An 18,511-nucleotide genomic window follows, 5' to 3' on the forward strand; every position below is an offset into this window, starting at 1 on the left:
TGAGGGTTCAATTATTAGGTGGATTGGGTAACGTTTTTGTACTTGCTGAAACATTAGCAGCCAGTTGAAGGTACTTGGCTTCAAAATCAGCCGGATTCATTGGTTTGTCATACAAATAGCCTTGGAAAACAGCACAGCCGTTGGCGAGAAGAAATTCAACTTCTTTCGGTCGTTCCACTCCTTCTGCGACAAGATCGCACTCAATACTTTTTGCTAAATGAATGAGTGACTTGAGTACAGCCTCTGACTTCCGATCATTCCCTATTTTTTGGATGAACGACCGATCTATTTTTATTTTATTTATCGGGAAATGGGTCAAATACGAAATCATGGAAAACCCAGTACCAAAATCATCAATCGCGATGGAGATCCCTTTGGATTTACATAACAGTAAATGCTGCAGAGTGCGGTCGGAATAGGTCAGTTCTGCTTGTTCGGTAATTTCAACTTCGACCAGTTGAGGGCGAATCTCGTATTGTTCGATGAGTCCGAAAAAATCATCAAAAAATGCTGGGTTTGCCAGAAGCGACGGTGTCATATTGATTGCTGTGCGCGGACTCCAGCCAAACCGCTGCTGCCAATCATTCATTTGAATAAATACATGTTCAATCAGGTGAAGAGTCAAAGGAGCGATCACCCCGGTTGCTTCCGCAACTTCAATAAATTCCAGTGGCGAAATGGCTCCCAGTTCTGAATGATTCCAGCGAGCCAACATTTCAATTCCGGCCATTTCACTTGAATTGCCATTTATTTGAGGTTGAAGGGCGTAATAGATTCCGATGCCATTCAAATCTCCAGATAGGCACTCTTCAATAGCAGATCTTCTGCTCCGCCGGATATGCATGGCGGGGCGAAAAAACTTATACGAAGGCCCACGGGTTTTCTTGGCTTCGTACATTGCTGTTTCTGCGTGAGCTACGAGGTCACTAAACAAAGACGCATCGTCCGGATAACAAGAAATGCCAACACTGGCACTAATAAAAAGGGGTTGTCCATGTTCAATAGCAAAAGGCTGCTCGAACAAATCAGTAATTTTTTCAGCAAAAACTTCTGGGTTTCCGCCCTCATAAACGATAGTGAATTCATCCCCGTTTAGTCGGAAAATCTCACATCGGTCACTGATGATGCTCCTTAGTCTTTCGGCAACCTGTTTTAATGCCATGTCACCGGTTTCATGACTGTATATCGTATTGATCAGTTTCAAGTTATCGATATTCAGATAAAAAATAGTAAAGTTCTTTTTTTTCTCCATTAATGAACGTGTTTTTTCCATTAAAAATAGGCGGTTCGGCAAATCAGTCAAATGGTCATAATACACAGATACCGATAATTGTTTTTCGATTTTCTTTTGCTCGCTGACATCCTTAAAATACAATGCAATCCCACCTTTTTTAAGGGGACAGACTTTGATTTGGTACCAGGTGCCGAGCGGATGATAATAATCTTCGAATTCGATAACCACTTGTTCATTCATCGCCCGTTCGTATGCCTGATGAAAAGAAGAGCCTTCAGCTTCAGGAAAAAAATCGAATAATCCAAGGCCAATGACGTCTTCACGTTTCACACTGAATAGTTGCTCGGCGATTTCATTGATGTAATTGAGTTGGAATTTATCATTCATTAATGCAAATCCATCTGTCATGCTTTCCAGAACATGTTCTGCAGTAATCGGTTCAATATCGTGGAGGCTAATCGGTTTATGGCTGATCAAAGCTCCATACGAGTCGGAGGAAACGAGCTTGATCTTTCGAACTTTAACGGAAAGCCATTGTTTTTTTCCGTTTTGTAATAGGAATGGGTATATTTGTTTGTGCTCAGTTTTTCCGCCTTTGATGACATCTTGGATAGCGCTAACTTCATTGAGTCTTTTTCGCTCGATTAATTGCATAAAATAATCAGTACCTGTTGTTCGGAGGGATTCCCTTACCGAATGTTCTATACAAAAGTCGACCCATGCCCGGTTTACGTGGACAATAGTGCCTGTTTCATCAATTACTATCAGAAATTCATCATTTGCATTCATCCACTCTTGTATTTGTTCGTTATGCATTGCGGTTTCCCCCTCAACTATTAACATGAAGCATCAATAAGTTTAAAAACTGCATATGAATTTTCGTAATTATTTCGAACTAAACTTATGTTTACCCACAATTATAACTTTTAGACTAATTTTAAAATGAGCAATTTAGATTATTTTTGGGTATATAGATGGAATGAACTTTGTGTCTTATTAACAATAGTTATTCTTTTAATTCGTGAATAAACGATAAAATTATTTAAAAAATAATATTCAGTTAAATAACTGAGCCATTAGATGGTTTTTTTAAAAACTTTTATAGTTCATAATTACTGTTTTTGTCTTATGTTCGATTCTCCAAAGGCATTCTTTTTTAGAAATTATATTAAATTTTAATTGAAAATGCAGTATGTCATGAAGCTGACTTTTGGCGTATAGAGCGCCGAGTGTTTCTTGTTGCAGTAGAAAAATATTCATTGATTGAGATTCCTTTTTTAGAAAATCTATAGCATTCGGCTGTCAGTATACAGTCCCTAATTTTTAGTATATAAAAAACGGACACGTTTGAAGTGTCCGCCATCTGCAACGAATTGTTATGGAAATACTTACACGCCTGTTTGAGCAAGCAAATACATCAATAAAAAATTTTAATCGGCTGAGAAATGTTTACCCGGTTTTGAGTGTGTAGTAAATTTGTTCAATCTCTGTTGGAGGAAGGGGGCGGTTAAAATAGTACCCTTGTGCTTGGTTGCATTGCTGCGTTTTGAGAAAGTCCAGTTGTTCTTTTGTTTCCACGCCTTCAGCAATCACATTCAAGTTTAAATCATGCGCCATCCGGATAATGGTTTTAACTAAAGCAGCATCTTTAAAATCCTTTTCGATGTTGCGGGTAAAATGCTGGTCGATCTTTAATGTATCAATGGGAAACAGTTTTAAGTAACTCAATGAAGAATAGCCTGTTCCAAAGTCATCGATTGATAGATGGACGCCCAGTGAAGATAATTCGTGCATCGTATCAATTGCACTCTGTGCATTTTGAATGATGGTTTCCGTCAGCTCGAGCTCTAGATATTGCGGAGGCAAGCCAGAGACTTTTAAGATATTGCTGACGATTTCAGTCAAGTCTTGTTGTGCAAATTGGCGGGCGGAAATGTTAACGGCTACTCGGAACGGAGAAAGGCCGGCATCTTGCCACGCTTTGTTTTGGCGGCAAGCTTCGGCTAAAACAAATTCGCCAATCTTCGTGATGCTTCCGGTTTCTTCAGCGATAGGGATAAATTCAGCAGGGGAGATATTGCCCATTACTGGATGATTCCAGCGCAACAGTGCTTCCACACCAATGATTTTTTCCGTTTCCAAACTGATTTGGGGCTGGTAGTGAACAAAAAATTCCCCTTTTTCAATTCCTCTGCGCAATCCTGTAGCTAATTTAGACTTTCTCGATGTAATTTGGTTCATGTCGTCTGTGAAAAATTGAAAGCCGTTTTTCCCTTCTTCTTTCGCTCGATACATCGCAATATCCGCATTTTTAATTAAGGTCTCAGAGTCGCTTCCATCCGAGGGAAAGAGGCTGATCCCGATAGATAAACTGGTGAATATTTCTTCGCTTTCGAATTGAAATGGTTTGTTCAATGCCGCAATCATTTCCTGGGCGCGGTCTGCGGCCTTGCTGTACTCTGTGCCCGGCAATACCATCACGAACTCGTCGCCACCTAGTCGGGAAAGTGTATCCTTGTCTGTTGTATACTGCTGCAAGCGTTCGGTTACATTTTTCAAAAACAAATCGCCAATCGTATGTCCAAAACGATCGTTAATCATCTTAAAATTATCCAAGTCCATATAAAAAAGAGAAAAGGTAAGTCCATTTTGATCGCCTTGTTTCAGCAATGAATCGATGCGGTCATTAAACAGCCGCCGGTTCGGCAGGCCAGTCAATGGATCCAAATAGACCAAGTCGTTTATTTTTTCTTCAGAGATTTTGCGTTCTGTGATGTCCCTTATGATGCTGCTGAAAAATATGCCTTTTTCAGATTCCCACGTTCCCAAAGACATCTCCAGTTGAAATTCACTGCCATCTTTTCTGGTTCCCGTGAGTTCGACAGTGTTGCCGATAACGTGTGGAATTTTGGTCTCCCGGTATTTTTCCATGCCACTGTGGTGAGCATCTTTAAAACGATTTGGAATAATTGTGTCAATATTCGAGCCGAGAATTTCTTGTTTGGTATAGCCAAAAATAAGTTCGGCGCCCTCGTTCCAATGAATAATGGCACCTGTGAAGTCGGCAACGATAATGGCATCTTTTGCCGATTCCACGACAGACTGAAACTTCAGTTCGGATTCTGCGGATTGGTCTTCTAATTTTTTGTCAGTCCATATGCTGGTAACCGCCAGAACAAGCAGCACGAGCATACCAGCTCCTATTCCCCAAGCCATCAAGGTGGTATTCATTGAAAATTGGCCGGCATGTTCCATCGTATGCTGGGAAGGGGAAAAATGGGCTGCAGACATGCCTGTGTAGTGCATTCCAGAGACAGCTAGCCCTATCAATATGGCACTTGCTACTTTTCTCCAGTGAAAGCGCGGTACGTTTGGCAAATAAAATAAAAGGTACAAGCCAATATAAGAAGCTGCAAAAGCAATGGCAGCTGATGCTGTCCACAAAACGGGATCGTATGAAAGAGCCGCTTCCATACGCATTGCTTCCATGCCAAGAAAATGCATTGAAATTATGCCTGCACTTATAAAAAAAGCGCCGAATAATAAATTAGCGCGGCTAACAGTAGGCCGGCTGATGATATAAAAAGCGATTCCACAGGAAATGACTGCAGGAATAACAGAGAGCGTGACTAGGCTGAAGCGATAGGTCACATCAATCGGCAAGTTGAAAGCAAGCATGCCGATAAAATGCATGGTCCATATTCCCAACCCGAGAACAAGTGCGCCTGCTGCAATCCATCGAATGGGTGCGACTCGCTTTGAGTATTTAATGCGGCTGCTGATATCCAGTGCAACCGATGCTGAAAAAATGGCTACCAGGACTGAAAGAATGACTAAAGGCAGATTGTATGATCCTACTATACTTGTAATTTCGTTCACGACACTTTCTTATGGTTTTGTACTTACGTCTGCGATTCATACAGTAAAATATAAATATATTAAAGGAAAATAATGTAATTTATAAACAGCGCTTTACCGGACTTATTTTCTTGAACAAGGGGTGTGTAGGTTTCTTATACCAGGTTAAACAGTTGCAAAAAAGCAAATTGAAATAGTTTTTGGAGAAATGCAGCAAAGAAATTAGTCTGAACAGATCAATTATTGGATCGATTGATTCACTAGAGTGGTCATAAAGAACGTTCGTTCTAGTAATTGTGCCTATTTTTCAGCATACCATATTTCTTAAGAAATGAAAGCAAAATAGTACATCAAACTTCAAAATTTTTATCATTTTAAAGTTGTTGATGCAAAGCGAATTTTTTCCAGAAAAAACCCTTCGGAGAGTAGGTTCTCCAAAGGGTGGTTACTGAGAAATTGAGAATTACTTATTCACAACGCGTTGTTTGCGTACAAAGCTGGATCCGAAAATGCCGGCTATTGAAGTTACAACCATTGTCAACAGCAGAGCAACAAAGCCCCAAATTGAAACGGTAGATGCGGTTTGCGTCACTTCTTCCGTTGACTGGCGAAGCTCGGCGATAGTTTGTTCCAGTTCCTGTGAAGCATCTTCCAGTGCTGCTTGAGCATTTTCAACTTGTTCGCTTGCCTGTGTAGTTGCTTGGTTTAATCCATCAACGATGTTGGCGGTCGCTTCTTCAGCTTCAGCTTCGCTCAACTCCGTATTAGTGGCAACTGCCTCAGAAATAGCTTCTTCATCAACAGAACCTTGAATTTCTTCTGCCTTGGCTGTTAAAGAGTCCGACAAGTCTTGAAGAATAGCATCCGAGTTTTCAGGGTTCACAGCTAACTCTTTCCCTGCATCCAATACTTCGTTTCTGCTTTCTTCCAGTTGTGTATCTAAATAGCCTGGCTGCAATTCAGGAATTTCTGTATCAACCAGGATTTCCTCAACATTGCCTTCCAGTTCTCCTGTATCGACTCCAGAAAAGTTTTCGGTGACATTATCAAATGTTGCTTGGATGGCGTCACCTGTTGTAGAGGCAACAGAACCGGCGCCTTGGCCAACAGCACTGCCGACACTGCCAAAAATAGATCCGACAGTTTGGAATGTGTTGATCGTTGTAAAGGTTAACAAAACAAACAGAACAATAACGCTTGTAGCCCACGTTAGAAAACCGTGAATCAAGCCGGCTCTAGCTGCTGTAATACCGGCAACAGCTCCAGCTGCCAGCAATGAGATAAGCAATGATAGGATTCCCCAGATAGCTAATCCTGTTCCTACGCCAGCAAATGGGTCATTTGAAGTGGCGTCTGTTACCCCCAGCCCGATTGCGGTGCCGATCAAACTAAACATAATTAAAAATGCGATAAATGTAACGACACCTGCAATGATTGAACTCCATGAAATGTTTCGTCCAGCGTCATCTGTTTCAGGGGCAAAGTATGATTTAAAATTTCTTCGTGTGTTCATCTTGTCATCTCCATGTTCTCATAAGTTATTTTGTTGTTGCTCTGTTTGTTTTGTCCTCCTTATGCCTAATATTATTGCCACAATAATTTTTTTTGAAACCTTTTATATTTTTTTATTTTATTTCTATACTTTGAAAGCCCTATTTTTCTTTTGCGGCAAGGTAAGAACTAAGATTTAATTGTTCAATCACTTGCTGAATTGTTGAGAAGGTCAGGAGGGATTGATCGTGTGTTCTTTGGGTGACGATGTCGATAGCTGTCTGGGAATTTATTCCTGTGATATAAAGTTTGCTTCCCATCAAGCGCAGCACGTCCTGAACTTCCAACAGTTTATCGTACAGAAAATTGACCTCCCAGATTGTTCCGGTTGTGTCGATGATGAGATGATGTGTCCCCGTTTGTTGAATAAACTCACTTAACTTTAAAATCAAAACCCCAAAGCGCTGGTTGTCCATTTTTCCCACAAGAGCAACAGCCCCTAAGTCTGGGTGGATTGGAATGATTGGCAAGAGCAGCTGGTTGATTTCTTCTTCCTTTTCATCCAGCAGAAATTTTTGGCGTACTTCGTTTGTCACATCGGTTTGGGTGCCTATGTAATACAAATGATCGTCCACCACAACTGGTTCAATACTCAAGCGGTTCCAGAACATGCTGCCGTCTTTCCGGTAGTTTCGGATGGTCACAGTGTTTTTGATCCGGCTTGAAACACTTTCTTTTATTTGGACAATGGCTTGGGGATCCGTTTCTGGACCCTGCAAAAACCGGCAGTTCCGCCCGATGATTTCTTCGGACGCGTAGCCGGTCAACTGTTCGAAGGTTTGATTTGTGTAGATAATCGGGTTGTCTGCCTGTTGAGGGTCTGTCACTACTGTGGCGACTTGGCTGCCGTTTAGCATGGCTTCCAAAATGGCGTTTTGTACATCGGTGCGTAAATGTTTCATTAATTTTTCTCCAGTCTCTAGTGGGTAATTGGAAATCTAAAGCAGATGGTGCGCATAAAAAAGTGTGTGTGAGCAGAAACTACGCTGTTAAGATAGGAGAAAATACTTCTTTTTTCTCGAGCAAACAAACATAAAAGACTAGCGTTTTTTATTTGTATAAGCTTATGAGTAGATAAGTGAGCAGTCTTTACCATACATATATAGCGCAAATCACGAATATTTAAACTCATTGTTAAAAATTTTGGGTTTTTGCGTAAAATAGGTGAACATTTTCGAGTCAGCTTTCCTTGGTTAAAAGATATTCTAATATATGTAGTTAGAATTTATTGAGGCTAAAAAATAAAGTAGACCTTTTGGAATACTTGGCATTAAAATTTTAAAATATAATGCTTGTCTGGATTGCAAAAAAAATAAAAGTCTCTCCTTTTTGAAGGAGAGACTTGAAATAAAATTATTTTTAAAAAACTAATTAAAAAACATATATATTATTTTAAAATAATAAAAATCATCAAAGATTTAAAATTTTAGGACCCTAAATTAATTTTTCAGGGTGGTGCGTATCACATGATGCACAATCAGCTGCTATAAATATGGATTCGGTTTTTTCCTTCTCGTTTAGCAGCGTACAATGCCTCATCTGCTGTTCTGATTGTCTCTTCGATATTGATCGGAGTGGAAGCTTCCCAGAAGGCAGCTCCAATGCTGCAGCTGACAGAAGCCTTTTGGCCATCGAGTGAATAGGGCTTGTTGATGGATGAAATGATTCTTTCTCCCACACTTTCTCCCCTTTTGGCGAGGTCTTCTTTGCCGGCCGGCAAAATGACAATAAATTCATCGCCGCCTACCCTGGAAATCATTTCTTCTTCTCTGACAATGGTTTTGAGCCTTTGAGCGACTTGAACGAGAAGTTCGTCACCAGCATTGTGGCCCAATGTATCGTTAATCAGTTTAAATCCATCCAAGTCAATGTATAAAACAATCGCTGTTTGGTGTTTTTGAATAAACTCACGCAAATAATAATCCAGGGCATAGCGGTTAGCCAATCCTGTGAGTTCATCCCGGTTGGCAACTTCCTTCATTTCCACTAAAGCCGTTTCCGTGTGGGTAAGGTCTGAAACGAGTTTTCTTAGCGAAAGAGATAAGGTTTCCAGTTCCGAAGTTCCTTTGTAATACGGGATTTGAACTTGCTCCCCCAATCTGAGCCGGTCAGCTGCCGATGCGATTTTTTTTAGTGGAGAAGCTAGTCTTCCGGCAAGAAACCAGCCGAGAACCGCAAACAATACAACAAAGATTAATCCAGCTACAAGAAAGAATGTTATGAGTTCTTTGGTGGATGCATATGCCACATCTACGGGTTGCCGGACTAAAATCGTCCACCCTAAACCTGGATAATCCATATAGCCGTTTTCCGTCATATAACCGGTCACGTACTCTTCTTCATTTGGCCACGTCTCAATAATCGATCCGTTCTGGCCGGTGCGGGCCAAATCAATGCTCTCCAGATCCAACGGCTTGCCAATAAGATCATCGGGACCCAGAATAACGACATCATCTATTTCGCTGACAATTAGAAATTCAATGCTATCTCGATTGTTAATGGAATCGAGCATAGAGGCCTCAACTTCTTTTATCCATTCCCAGCTTAAGTGCGTAGCTAGGACGCCGGTGAATTCGTCATTGTCGTTGTAAATGGGTGTGCTGATATCCACAAATTTCATTTCTTCTCCAGTCGGGTTAGGCAAAAGGTCGGCGAGCAAGACAGCTTCGTGAACATCGCCAATGAAGGTTCCTTCCAAGGCTTCTGTATAAACTGGACGTTCAGAAACATCGACTCCTGTCAAAATGGAGTCCGTAGAAGCAATGACTGTGCCATCCGGATCTGTCAGACCAATCCAAGAAAATGATGGGAAAGCTTCTTGTGTTTGGTCGAGCAGTGAAGCAATCTCTTCCGGATTGTCAGGTTGCCGAATGTCCGGCAAACCGCTGAGCAAGATGGTTTCACCGTATCTGGACCACATGTATTGATCCAAGTTGTTCTCCATTAAGTAGGCAGATTCACTGAGTGAATTGCCAATTTCAACTTCTACTTGTTTGATTGAGCGGTCCCCATAAACAAGGCCGAAAATAAAAATTAGTAAAATAGTTGTGCTGGCAAAAATGATCGATAATTGTGTCCGCAGACTTAGTGAAAAGCGCATTGTTTTTCCTCCATAATTCTTAAAAATTCAAATTCTGCAATAACAGGCACTCAACAAATCAGCCAAGACAGAATAGGTCTCACTTAAGCTTCCACCCTTAAATTTGTTTATAAAATGAAAGTAGATATATATACTTATTTTAAACACGCGCTAGAGAGAATTATATACACCGTCCCTCAGACTTTAAATAGTTCAAAATAACTAATGAAGCACTATTACACAAAACGCTAGCAGCTGAAGAAAGAGCGTCGACGGTTGCTTACTTTGAAATAATTAAATTTTATAAAAAAGTTAACATCGGATAAGACTGGAAAATAAAAAGGAATTGTTATGTTCTTCTCGAATACTTCCGTTAGTTGCTAAACAATTAAAGGGGGGAGTTTCTATGCTATTTATGCTGATTGTCAAAGCTTCTGCCAGTTCAGAAGCTGGAAAACTTCCGAGTTCCGAGCTTATGGAAGCAATGTCGAAGTACAACGAAGAATTGGTTGAGGCAGGGGTCAGGGTTATGGCAAAAGGACTTTATCCAAGTTCAAATGGAATGCGCCTCGCATTTTTGGATCCAGGAAAAGAGCCTTCAGTTTCCCACGGCCCATTTTCAGAATCGAAAGAGTTAGTCGCTGGATTTATTTTGATTGATGTTAAGTCACAGGAAGAAGCTGTCAGCTGGGCAATGCGCATGCCGGACCCTATGGGGAATGGAGAAGGCCAGATTGAACTGCGCCAAGTTTTTGAAGGAGCAGACTGAATTTACGCAACAAAAAGAAAAGCAGCCCAGGTATGTATTTCAAACTACCTGAGCTGTTTTTTGTTGTTCTTACCTATTAGACATGAGCAAAGTTAAATTTGATTATGTTCTATTGAAGAATCTCATTTTCAAAGAGAATAGCCATTCACGCCTATTACCTATATACGAGTGTAGTGTGTTGAGAATTAAATATGGGACGAAAAAGATGTCTGCGTACTTTATGCAGCTGCAGTTGTTCTAGTTGGTGCTGAATCAGTTGTTTCATAGGAAAGCGTCTGCTAATTATCAATACATAAAGATTGTCAGTTCAACTAATAAAATTAAATTTTAAAAAAAGTGATCTAAATCATTTCTTTGTGCGTTATCCCTGTATAACCAAAAAAAAAAGAAAAAGGGAGCGATTTTTTATGAAATTAAACAAATGTCTTTTAGCACTTCCACTATCATTAGCCTTATTGGTACCAACGGCGGCATTGGCAGACAGCCATGGCCATTCAACTCCAGCAAGCGAAACGGCGATGGAGTCAAGCACGGCGACACCGGCAGCGGAATTACGCATTGCCCTTGATACGGTATTAACGGAACACGCATTTTTAGCGGTTGAAACCATGCGCAAAGGCGCAGATGGAGCGGAAGATTTTGATCAAGCTTCTGCAGCTCTTCTAGCGAACTCCGATGACTTGGCAGCAGCCGTGACTTCGGTCTACGGTGAAGAAGGCGGAGCAGCATTCCTTGAAGTTTGGAATTCTCATATCGGCTATTTCGTGGATTATGTCGTGGCAACTGGTGAAGACAACCAAGAAGCGAAAGACCAGGCGTTAGCTGCTTTAGAAGAATACAAAGTTGAACAATCGGCATTCTTCGATACAGCAACAGAAGGACTTCTGCCAGCAGCAGCGGTTCAAGAAGGACTGGATGTGCACGTGGATCAGCTGATTTCAGCTTTTGATGCGTATGTAGCAGGCGACTTTGAAAAAGCTTACACAGACGAACGCGAATCGATTCACCACATGAGCATGTTCGCTGAAAGCTTGTCTATTGCGATCACTACGCAATTCCCAGAGAAGTTCGAAAACACGAACCCGGATACACCAGCAGTAGATTTGCGCGCATCATTGAATGCGATCTTTACTGAACACGCTGGACTTGCCGCAATGGCGATGCAAGACGGTGCTGACGGCGCAGAAAGCTTTGACCAGGCATCGGCTGCACTTTTAGCCAATGCGGATGACTTGTCTGCAGCAGTTGGATCTGTCTACGGCGAAGAAGCTGGCGCACAATTCTCTGAAATCTGGAACTCTCACATCGGCTACTTTGTTGATTATGTCGTGGCAACTGGTGAAGAAAATACAGAAGCACAGGACCAAGCAAAAGCTGATTTGGATAGCTACATCGTGGAACAAGCAGCATTGCTTGACGCAGCAACAGAAGGACGCGTTCCTGCGGATGCATTAGAAGAAGGATTGACAGCACACGTAGACCAATTGCTAGTAGCATTTGATTCGTACGTAGCTGGTGATTATGAAACAGCATACAGCTCGATCCGTGAAGCTTATGCACATATGACAATGCCTGCAGCTGGATTATCAGCGGCAATCGTTGACCAATTCCCAGAAGAATTCGGTGCAACAGAAATGCCATCTGAAATGCCTGCAACAGGTATGGGCGGCACAGCAGATACAGGATCGTTCCCATTCATGTGGGTACTGGCTGGCTTAATGCTTGCAGCTCTTACGACTGTAGTAGCTGTTCGCACACGCAAACAGTAAGATTTGTGGACGCTAATGAAAAGCTAGCCTTAATCGGCTAGCTTTTTGTTTGCTTAAATAGCGCCTTATAGCCGGCGAATTGGTTAGGAATACAAAGGAGGGATTCAATTGTGGAGATGGAATGCGACCTTGTGGTAGATTACATCAACGGATCTCTGCCAGTTGAAAAGCAGTGGAAGGAAGAAATTGATAAGCACTTAGCAAGTTGCTGGGAGTGTTTGGAGCTTATGGAGTTGATGAATGAGCTTTCTGAATTCGCGAATAAACAACTATTTTCTAGCGGCATGAAGGCGAGGATTTTGGCCATGGTATTTGAAGAAGGGACCGATTCAAGCACTTCATCACCTGGCTATAGCTTATAATAAACGAGTAAAGTCAAAAGAATGGAGGACCACAAGATGAAAAAAATCATCAGCTTACTTATAATAGCAATTTTTTCGATGCCGTTAATGGGGCAGGCACACACTACGCTGTCTTCATCGTCACCTGCGGAAGGAGCAGTGATAGTCGAACCCTTGGAAGAAGTGGTTCTGACGTTTGGGACAGTCATCGAACAGGGAAGTACGATGACGTTGGCAAACGCAGACGAAGCGTATGAATTTGGCGACATCGCAATTTCAGATGGGGTTATGACTGGAACCCTTGCAGAAGAGCTTCCAAATGCAGCTTACACCATTCAATGGAAAATCATTGGGGCAGATGGCCACCCGATCGAAGGTGAAGTAGCATTTGAATTGAACGTTGAAGCTGCAGCGGAAGAACCTGCAGCAGAAGAGGCGGAGTCCGAAGCAGCACCAGAAGAATCGGCAACAGAAGAAGAGCCGATAGTTGAAATAGCAACACCAGCGGCAGAAGAAAACGTTGCCGAAACGACAGAAGATGAGGGGAATTCGTTAATTACGGTTTTCCTTGTGGTTGCCTTGCTGGCCATTGCATTTATTGCTTATCGGTTGTTGAAGAAGAAATAAAGAGTGGCCAATTCATACGTACGATTTTAACATCATAAAAAGCTTGCAGTACCGAAAATCGGTTGCTGCAAGCTTTTTTTGTAGAATGTTGAATTATGATTAAGCTGTCGGCATTCCGCCAGTTATGCTGTAAATTTGTCCAGTTACGTAGCTGGATTCGGTTGACGCTAAGAACACATAGACAGATGACAATTCAACAGGCTGTCCTGCACGTCCCAGTGGAGTTTCAGGTGTGCCTTTTCCGAATTCTGGAATATTTTCCTGTGGCTGTCCGCCGGAAATTTGCAGAGCAGTCCAGATTGGTCCTGGCGCAACTGAATTTACACGGATGCCTTTGTCTGCCAATTGCTTAGACATCGCTTTGGTGAATCCGATAATCGCAAATTTTGTTGCTGCATAATCGACAAGCATCGGGCTCGGGTCAAAACCTTCAACAGAGCTGGTTGTAATAATAGAAGCTCCTGCAGGAAGGTGCGGAAGTGCTGCTTTGACCGTCCAGTACAATGAATAAACATTAACTTGGAATGTTTTTTCAAGCTGCTCGGTAGGCAATTCTAAAATATCTTCAACGGCCTGCTGCTTGCCGGCAACTAATGCAAGAATATCCAAGCCGCCGAGTTCCGAATGCGCCTTTTCAACCAATTCTTTGCAGAAAGATTCACTGCTCAAATCTCCTGGAATCAAAATAGCTTTTCGCCCTTCAGCTTCGATCAGTTTTTTAACTTCTTCTGCATCGGGCTGTTCAACCGGTAAGTAGTTGATGGCGACGTCTGCGCCTTCTCGTGCATAAGCAATAGCAGCTGCACGACCGATTCCGGAGTCGCCGCCGGTTACCAGCGCTTTGCGTCCTGCTAATTTTCCTGATCCGGTATAGCTTGTTTCGCCGCAATCTGGAAGTGGGCTCATATCTTTTTGAAGGCCAGGCGGCTCTTGGTATTGTTTCGGAAAGTTATCTGTTGTGTATTGTGTTCTAGGGTTTGGGATATTCGACATTTAAATCGCTCCTCATATTGGCAATAGTTGGTTACCTAGTTTATCTACCACTAAAAACCAAGCTGAAACATACAAAATAAAATGTAAGCGTTCTATGATAAAAAAAGTTCGGCTTTTTAACCATTCATACTATGAGTTTCCTGTTGTTCTCGTATCGCTAATTGAAGAATAGGTGAAAGTGACAAGAGCCAGCCAGATAAATACTAAAGCGATCAGGTGAGCCTGTGACAACCGTTCATCATAAAACACTCTGTCACCATCATTCCCAATACTCCCGGTAATCGTAAATATATGCCTCGATTTTTCGCGGCTGCTTGCCCGTTAGTTTTTGATAATCAGAAGTTATGCCTTTTGCCAAACCCAACTTGGTAGGGAAGTGGATGCCGACGACGACATTGATGAATCCTTTATCTTTTCCACGGCTTATCATATATTCCTTGAAATCTTTCGCCGATGGATTTGTGTAGGAAATGGGTTTGCCAAGAACATGGGTCATCTTTTCAGCTACTTGTGAAAAATTTAACGCTTCAGCGCCCGTGATTGTATAAGCTTTGTTTTTATGAAGCTGTGGATCTTGGAAAGATAAAGAAACCACTTCTGCCAAATCACGGACGTCGACAAAGCTTGTTTGGCCCTTCCCGGCCGGAACAAAAATACGACGATTTTCTTTGATTTCCTCGAGTAAAAAGTCGTTCAGGTTTTGCATGAAATAGCCGGCACGGACAAAGGTGTACGGAACACCTAATTTTCTAATCAGCTTTTCGTTTTTATAATGGTGGATGAACGGCAAAAACTTGACGTCCTTTACCGACAAATAAGTAATGTGTTGAACGCCCATCTGTTTGGCTTGCTCCAGGAACTCCGCAAATTGCAGGTTTGCCCCTGGCGGATACATTAGAAACAGTTGGCTGACGCCTTGCAACGCCCTCTCAAAGGTGTCTGGATCTGCAAAATCCAAAGCGGCAAACTCATACTCTTCGCCATATTGTTGTACGGCTTTTTCTACGTTGCGCACTGCACACTTGAAGGACATACTTTTGCTCTTTAAAATTTGTGCAACTTCATAGCCTGAATTGCCGGTAAAGCCGGTCACGAGAACAGTCATTAGCGTCACCACTTTCTGTCAAAGTTGCTTTCTAAGTGCAATGGGTATGGACGATTGCCCAATCAATATCTACTTTCGTGTACAAAAGAGCTTCTTGTACTACACTTTTTCTGTCGCTTTTTCCTCGATGTCTTTTCGTTTGGCATAGAAATTGGAAACAATAGTTTTGATGACGGCGTAAAAAGGAACGGCCAGTATGATGCCCCAAATGCCGGCAATGTTCCCGGCGGCCAGTATTAAAGTGATGACGGTAAGTGGATGTACATTCAGTGCGTTGCCCATAATATTCGGCGTAATGAGGTTCCCCTCAATTTGCTGTGCCACCAGCATGATGATGGCTACATAAACGGCCATAATCGGATCTTGAACCAGTGCAATAATCATCGCTGGAATAACGGCGATATAAGGTCCGAGAAAAGGGATGACGTTGGTCATGACCCCAATAAGAGCCAACAAGAATGCATATTCAAGTCCAATGATCAGGTAGCCGACTAGCAGCATAGCGCCGACGGTCAAACTGACAAATAATTGTCCCACAATATAAGATTTCAAGGTCTCATCTATATCGTGCAACGTTTTGCGAATCCAGGTTTTTCGTTCTCCAGAGAAAAACTGAGCGACAAATGGTGCAAATTTCCGGTGGTCAATTAATATATAAACCAAGAAAAAAGGAACCAGGATGAGCGCAAGCACACCTGAAAACAGTCCCATTAGGAACGTCAAGAGCCAAGAACTGATATTTCCAGCCCAGTCAGTAAATTGTCCGGTCATCCCATTTACTTGTTCCCGCACCGAGTCCGGCAAATGTTCGCGTTGGTTCAACAGGTATTGTCCATACTCCTCTGCGCTTTCGATAATTTCCGGCGCATTGTCCGCAAGTGAATTTACTTGCTCGGAAACAATGGGAGCCAGCAAAATATAAAATAACCATAGAAGAAAGCCCATCAATGCGAAAATCAGTAAGATTGCCGCCCATTTGGGAACTTTCTTGTTTTGCAGAAAATGAAGAATGGGCCTCGTCAAATAAAAGAGTACTCCGCCGATTAGCAAAGGCAGGAAAATGGTTTCTGCCACTACAAAAAGTGGAGAGAAGACACCTTGCACTTCGATAAATAAACGAATGATAACCAGTGTGAAAATAATGGCGACAGCTGTTTGAAACCAGACTTTTTGTGTCATTTGAACACTCCTTTCTATATGTATAGGATACCTGCTTTTATCTTACCTACCCTCAGCTTACCCCCTTCAACCTGTATAACATGAGATCATAAAACAAAGCGGACTGCATGATGTTGCAATCCGCTTTGTTTAAGCATTTTTATTGGCTTCTATCGTCGTATCTAAATTTTGCTCCATGTAATCTTTGCCCCATTCGTACATGGAGTCGAGGATGGGAATCAAGCTGCGCCCCTGATCAGTTAGAGAGTATTCCACTTTCGGCGGCACAACCGGATAAATTTCGCGGTGCACGATTAAGTGCTCTTCCAGTTCACGCAATTGGGTGACCAGCATGCGCTGGGTAATGCCCGGCATCAGGTTTTTCAATTCGCCAAACCGTTTTGTTCCTTCTTTGCCTAAATGCCAGAGAATCAGCATTTTCCACTTTCCGCCGATGATGGAAAGGGTCAGTTCTTTTTCGCAATTAAAGCTTTTTTCTCCCAAGTTAGGCATGATTTTCGCTTCCTCTCTTCACTGCGGCAATTTTCTGGGGCTCTAAAATAAACCTATCGATTGCATGGCGTACACCTTCGTCATTGTTTGTCAGCGAGGTGTAATCGGCAATCTCTTTGACTTCCGGTACGGCATTGCCCATCGCAATGCCAAACCCGGCTGCTTTGACCAATTCAAGATCGTTGTGATTGTCGCCAATCCCGATAATTTCTGATTGGGCGATGCCAAGGTGGTTTGCCAGGAATAAAAGGGCCGTTCCTTTGTTGGCTTCCGGATGCGTCACTTCCAAGTAATTCTTTTTCGATTTTTCGATATAGGCAGACTCACCGAATAGTGCCCGCAATTCTTTTTGAAGGATATCCAAGACATCGGGTTCGTCGATAAAGAGCAATTTGGTAAACCCTTTTTCCGCAAGCCTGATCAAGTCCGGTTCTATAGCATACGGCACTTGAACAGCTTCGGCATAAGCTATTAGCTTCTCCGTTTCCGCTACTCCGTAGAGAATGTCGTCTTGATACACTTGCAAGTGAATCTCTTTTTCACGGGCAATGTGAATTAATTTTTTGGCAATGTCAGGGGAGACGGCCTGCTCATACAAAGCCTCTCCTTCGCCTATGGCCTTGATCATGGCGCCTTGGTACGTAATGAGCGGGGCATCGATCCCCAACTGTTCTGCCACAAGTTTCGCAGAAGAAAACATTCTTCCTGTCGCAATCGTGACTACAGTCCCCAGTTCGATCGCTTTTTGAATCGCGGCCACAGTTCCGGGAGAAATGGTCAGTTCGTCTGTGAAAAGTGTTCCGTCTAGATCAATTGCAATCATTTTATACATGGGTTCTCTCCTTGGAATTTCTTTTCAACGTTTTAAACGTTCAATCCTTCAAACAGCATCACTCTGGCAGGTGACGCGTCGGTACCGACTAATTTAAGCGGTGCTGCGACCATAAAGTATTCGCCTTGCTCGACTTCTTTCAGGCGCAAGCCTTCAATGATGATGATGTCATGTTCGAACAAGGTCTTGTGCGTCGGATGACCTTCTTGGCTTCGTTCGATTCCGAGCGCATCAATGCCAACTCCACGAACGCCGATCTCGGACAAGTAGGCTGCACCGTCTTCTGCAAGAAAAATAAAGTCGAAGTTAAAATGATCATCAAATGAATTTTTTGTTTTAAATAGAACAAAGTCATCCTTTTCAAGCTCAAACTTTTCCAGCTCCGCTTTTGAAATGCCGTTCTCAGATGCTGTTAAATCCAACACTTTGCATTTTCCGACAAGCTTGTCCAATGAAATCGATTCAAAGGTTTCGCCGTCCACTTTCATATGAAGCGGGGCATCGATGTGCGTACCCGTATGGACATCCATTTCCAACCGTGTTTCTGTCACATAGCCGTTTGTCAGTTGGTTAATTTTTGGCTGTTTTTCCGGTTTGTCTTTGTATACAGCCATTCCCTCAAAGATTTCACCTGTGATATCGTACATTTTCATTTGATCAACCCTTCCATTGTATGTAATTT

15 protein-coding genes are annotated in these 18,511 nt (G+C 42.4%); 4 read left to right on the top strand and 11 right to left on the bottom strand.

Translation table 11 applies throughout. The features are described from left to right. Window positions 1–7: 7 nt before the first annotated feature. The 5 genes from AC4EHK_RS01350 to AC4EHK_RS01370 form a co-directional block, all read right to left on the bottom strand. Window positions 8–2,050, bottom strand: coding sequence for an EAL domain-containing protein (locus tag AC4EHK_RS01350; protein WP_490977003.1), 2,043 nt, complete (start codon window positions 2,048–2,050; stop codon window positions 8–10). A gap of 633 nt (window positions 2,051–2,683) precedes the next feature. Continuing rightward, window positions 2,684–5,113, bottom strand: a complete 2,430-nt coding sequence (locus AC4EHK_RS01355; RefSeq protein ID WP_490977004.1) for an EAL domain-containing protein — start codon at window positions 5,111–5,113, stop codon at window positions 2,684–2,686. Window positions 5,114–5,555: 442 nt separating this feature from the next. Continuing rightward, window positions 5,556–6,605 (bottom strand): hypothetical protein, encoded by a 1,050-nt coding sequence (locus tag AC4EHK_RS01360; RefSeq protein WP_490977005.1) that lies wholly within the window; start codon window positions 6,603–6,605, stop codon window positions 5,556–5,558. Between the two features lie 139 nt (window positions 6,606–6,744). Continuing rightward, window positions 6,745–7,545: a YtvA family blue-light photoreceptor gene (gene ytvA, locus AC4EHK_RS01365; protein WP_490977006.1), complete on the bottom strand. Its 801-nt coding sequence runs from the start codon at window positions 7,543–7,545 to the stop codon at window positions 6,745–6,747. A gap of 575 nt (window positions 7,546–8,120) precedes the next feature. Continuing rightward, complete coding sequence (locus AC4EHK_RS01370; RefSeq protein WP_490977007.1) at window positions 8,121–9,743, bottom strand: sensor domain-containing diguanylate cyclase; 1,623 nt, start codon at window positions 9,741–9,743, stop codon at window positions 8,121–8,123. A gap of 385 nt (window positions 9,744–10,128) precedes the next feature. On the opposite strand from AC4EHK_RS01370, the gene AC4EHK_RS01375 reads away from it, so the two are divergent. The 4 genes from AC4EHK_RS01375 to AC4EHK_RS01390 all read left to right on the top strand — a co-directional run bounded on the left by AC4EHK_RS01375 (window position 10,129) and on the right by AC4EHK_RS01390 (window position 13,228). After that, the gene (locus AC4EHK_RS01375) at window positions 10,129–10,491 is read left to right on the top strand and encodes a YciI family protein (protein WP_490977008.1); all 363 of its coding nucleotides are present in this window, start codon (window positions 10,129–10,131) and stop codon (window positions 10,489–10,491) included. Window positions 10,492–10,898: 407 nt separating this feature from the next. Further along, window positions 10,899–12,260 (top strand): copper amine oxidase, encoded by a 1,362-nt coding sequence (locus AC4EHK_RS01380; protein WP_490977009.1) that lies wholly within the window; start codon window positions 10,899–10,901, stop codon window positions 12,258–12,260. A 110-nt stretch (window positions 12,261–12,370) separates the two neighbouring features. Then, window positions 12,371–12,622, top strand: coding sequence for an anti-sigma factor (locus AC4EHK_RS01385; protein ID WP_490977010.1), 252 nt, complete (start codon window positions 12,371–12,373; stop codon window positions 12,620–12,622). Window positions 12,623–12,658: 36 nt separating this feature from the next. After that, window positions 12,659–13,228: a copper resistance CopC family protein gene (locus AC4EHK_RS01390; RefSeq protein ID WP_490977011.1), complete on the top strand. Its 570-nt coding sequence runs from the start codon at window positions 12,659–12,661 to the stop codon at window positions 13,226–13,228. Window positions 13,229–13,327: 99 nt separating this feature from the next. On the opposite strand, the gene AC4EHK_RS01395 is transcribed toward AC4EHK_RS01390, so the two are convergent. From AC4EHK_RS01395 to AC4EHK_RS01420, 6 genes are all read right to left on the bottom strand, one after another. Beyond that, window positions 13,328–14,221: an SDR family oxidoreductase gene (locus AC4EHK_RS01395; RefSeq protein WP_490977012.1), complete on the bottom strand. Its 894-nt coding sequence runs from the start codon at window positions 14,219–14,221 to the stop codon at window positions 13,328–13,330. Window positions 14,222–14,480: 259 nt separating this feature from the next. Next, window positions 14,481–15,326 (bottom strand): SDR family oxidoreductase, encoded by an 846-nt coding sequence (locus AC4EHK_RS01400; RefSeq protein WP_490977013.1) that lies wholly within the window; start codon window positions 15,324–15,326, stop codon window positions 14,481–14,483. A 99-nt stretch (window positions 15,327–15,425) separates the two neighbouring features. After that, window positions 15,426–16,505, bottom strand: coding sequence for an AI-2E family transporter (locus tag AC4EHK_RS01405; RefSeq protein ID WP_490977014.1), 1,080 nt, complete (start codon window positions 16,503–16,505; stop codon window positions 15,426–15,428). A 129-nt stretch (window positions 16,506–16,634) separates the two neighbouring features. Then, on the bottom strand, window positions 16,635–16,997 hold the full coding sequence (locus AC4EHK_RS01410; protein WP_490977015.1) for a winged helix-turn-helix transcriptional regulator: 363 nt from the start codon (window positions 16,995–16,997) through the stop codon (window positions 16,635–16,637). Beyond that, on the bottom strand, window positions 16,990–17,829 hold the full coding sequence (locus AC4EHK_RS01415; protein WP_490977016.1) for a Cof-type HAD-IIB family hydrolase: 840 nt from the start codon (window positions 17,827–17,829) through the stop codon (window positions 16,990–16,992). Before AC4EHK_RS01415 ends, AC4EHK_RS01410 begins: the two co-directional genes overlap by 8 nt. Before the next feature lie 32 nt (window positions 17,830–17,861). After that, the gene (locus tag AC4EHK_RS01420) at window positions 17,862–18,482 is read right to left on the bottom strand and encodes a cyclase family protein (RefSeq protein ID WP_490977017.1); all 621 of its coding nucleotides are present in this window, start codon (window positions 18,480–18,482) and stop codon (window positions 17,862–17,864) included. Between the last annotated feature and the right edge of the window lie 29 nt (window positions 18,483–18,511).

The sequence above is a fragment of the Planococcus sp. TJ-307 genome (assembly GCF_058268435.1).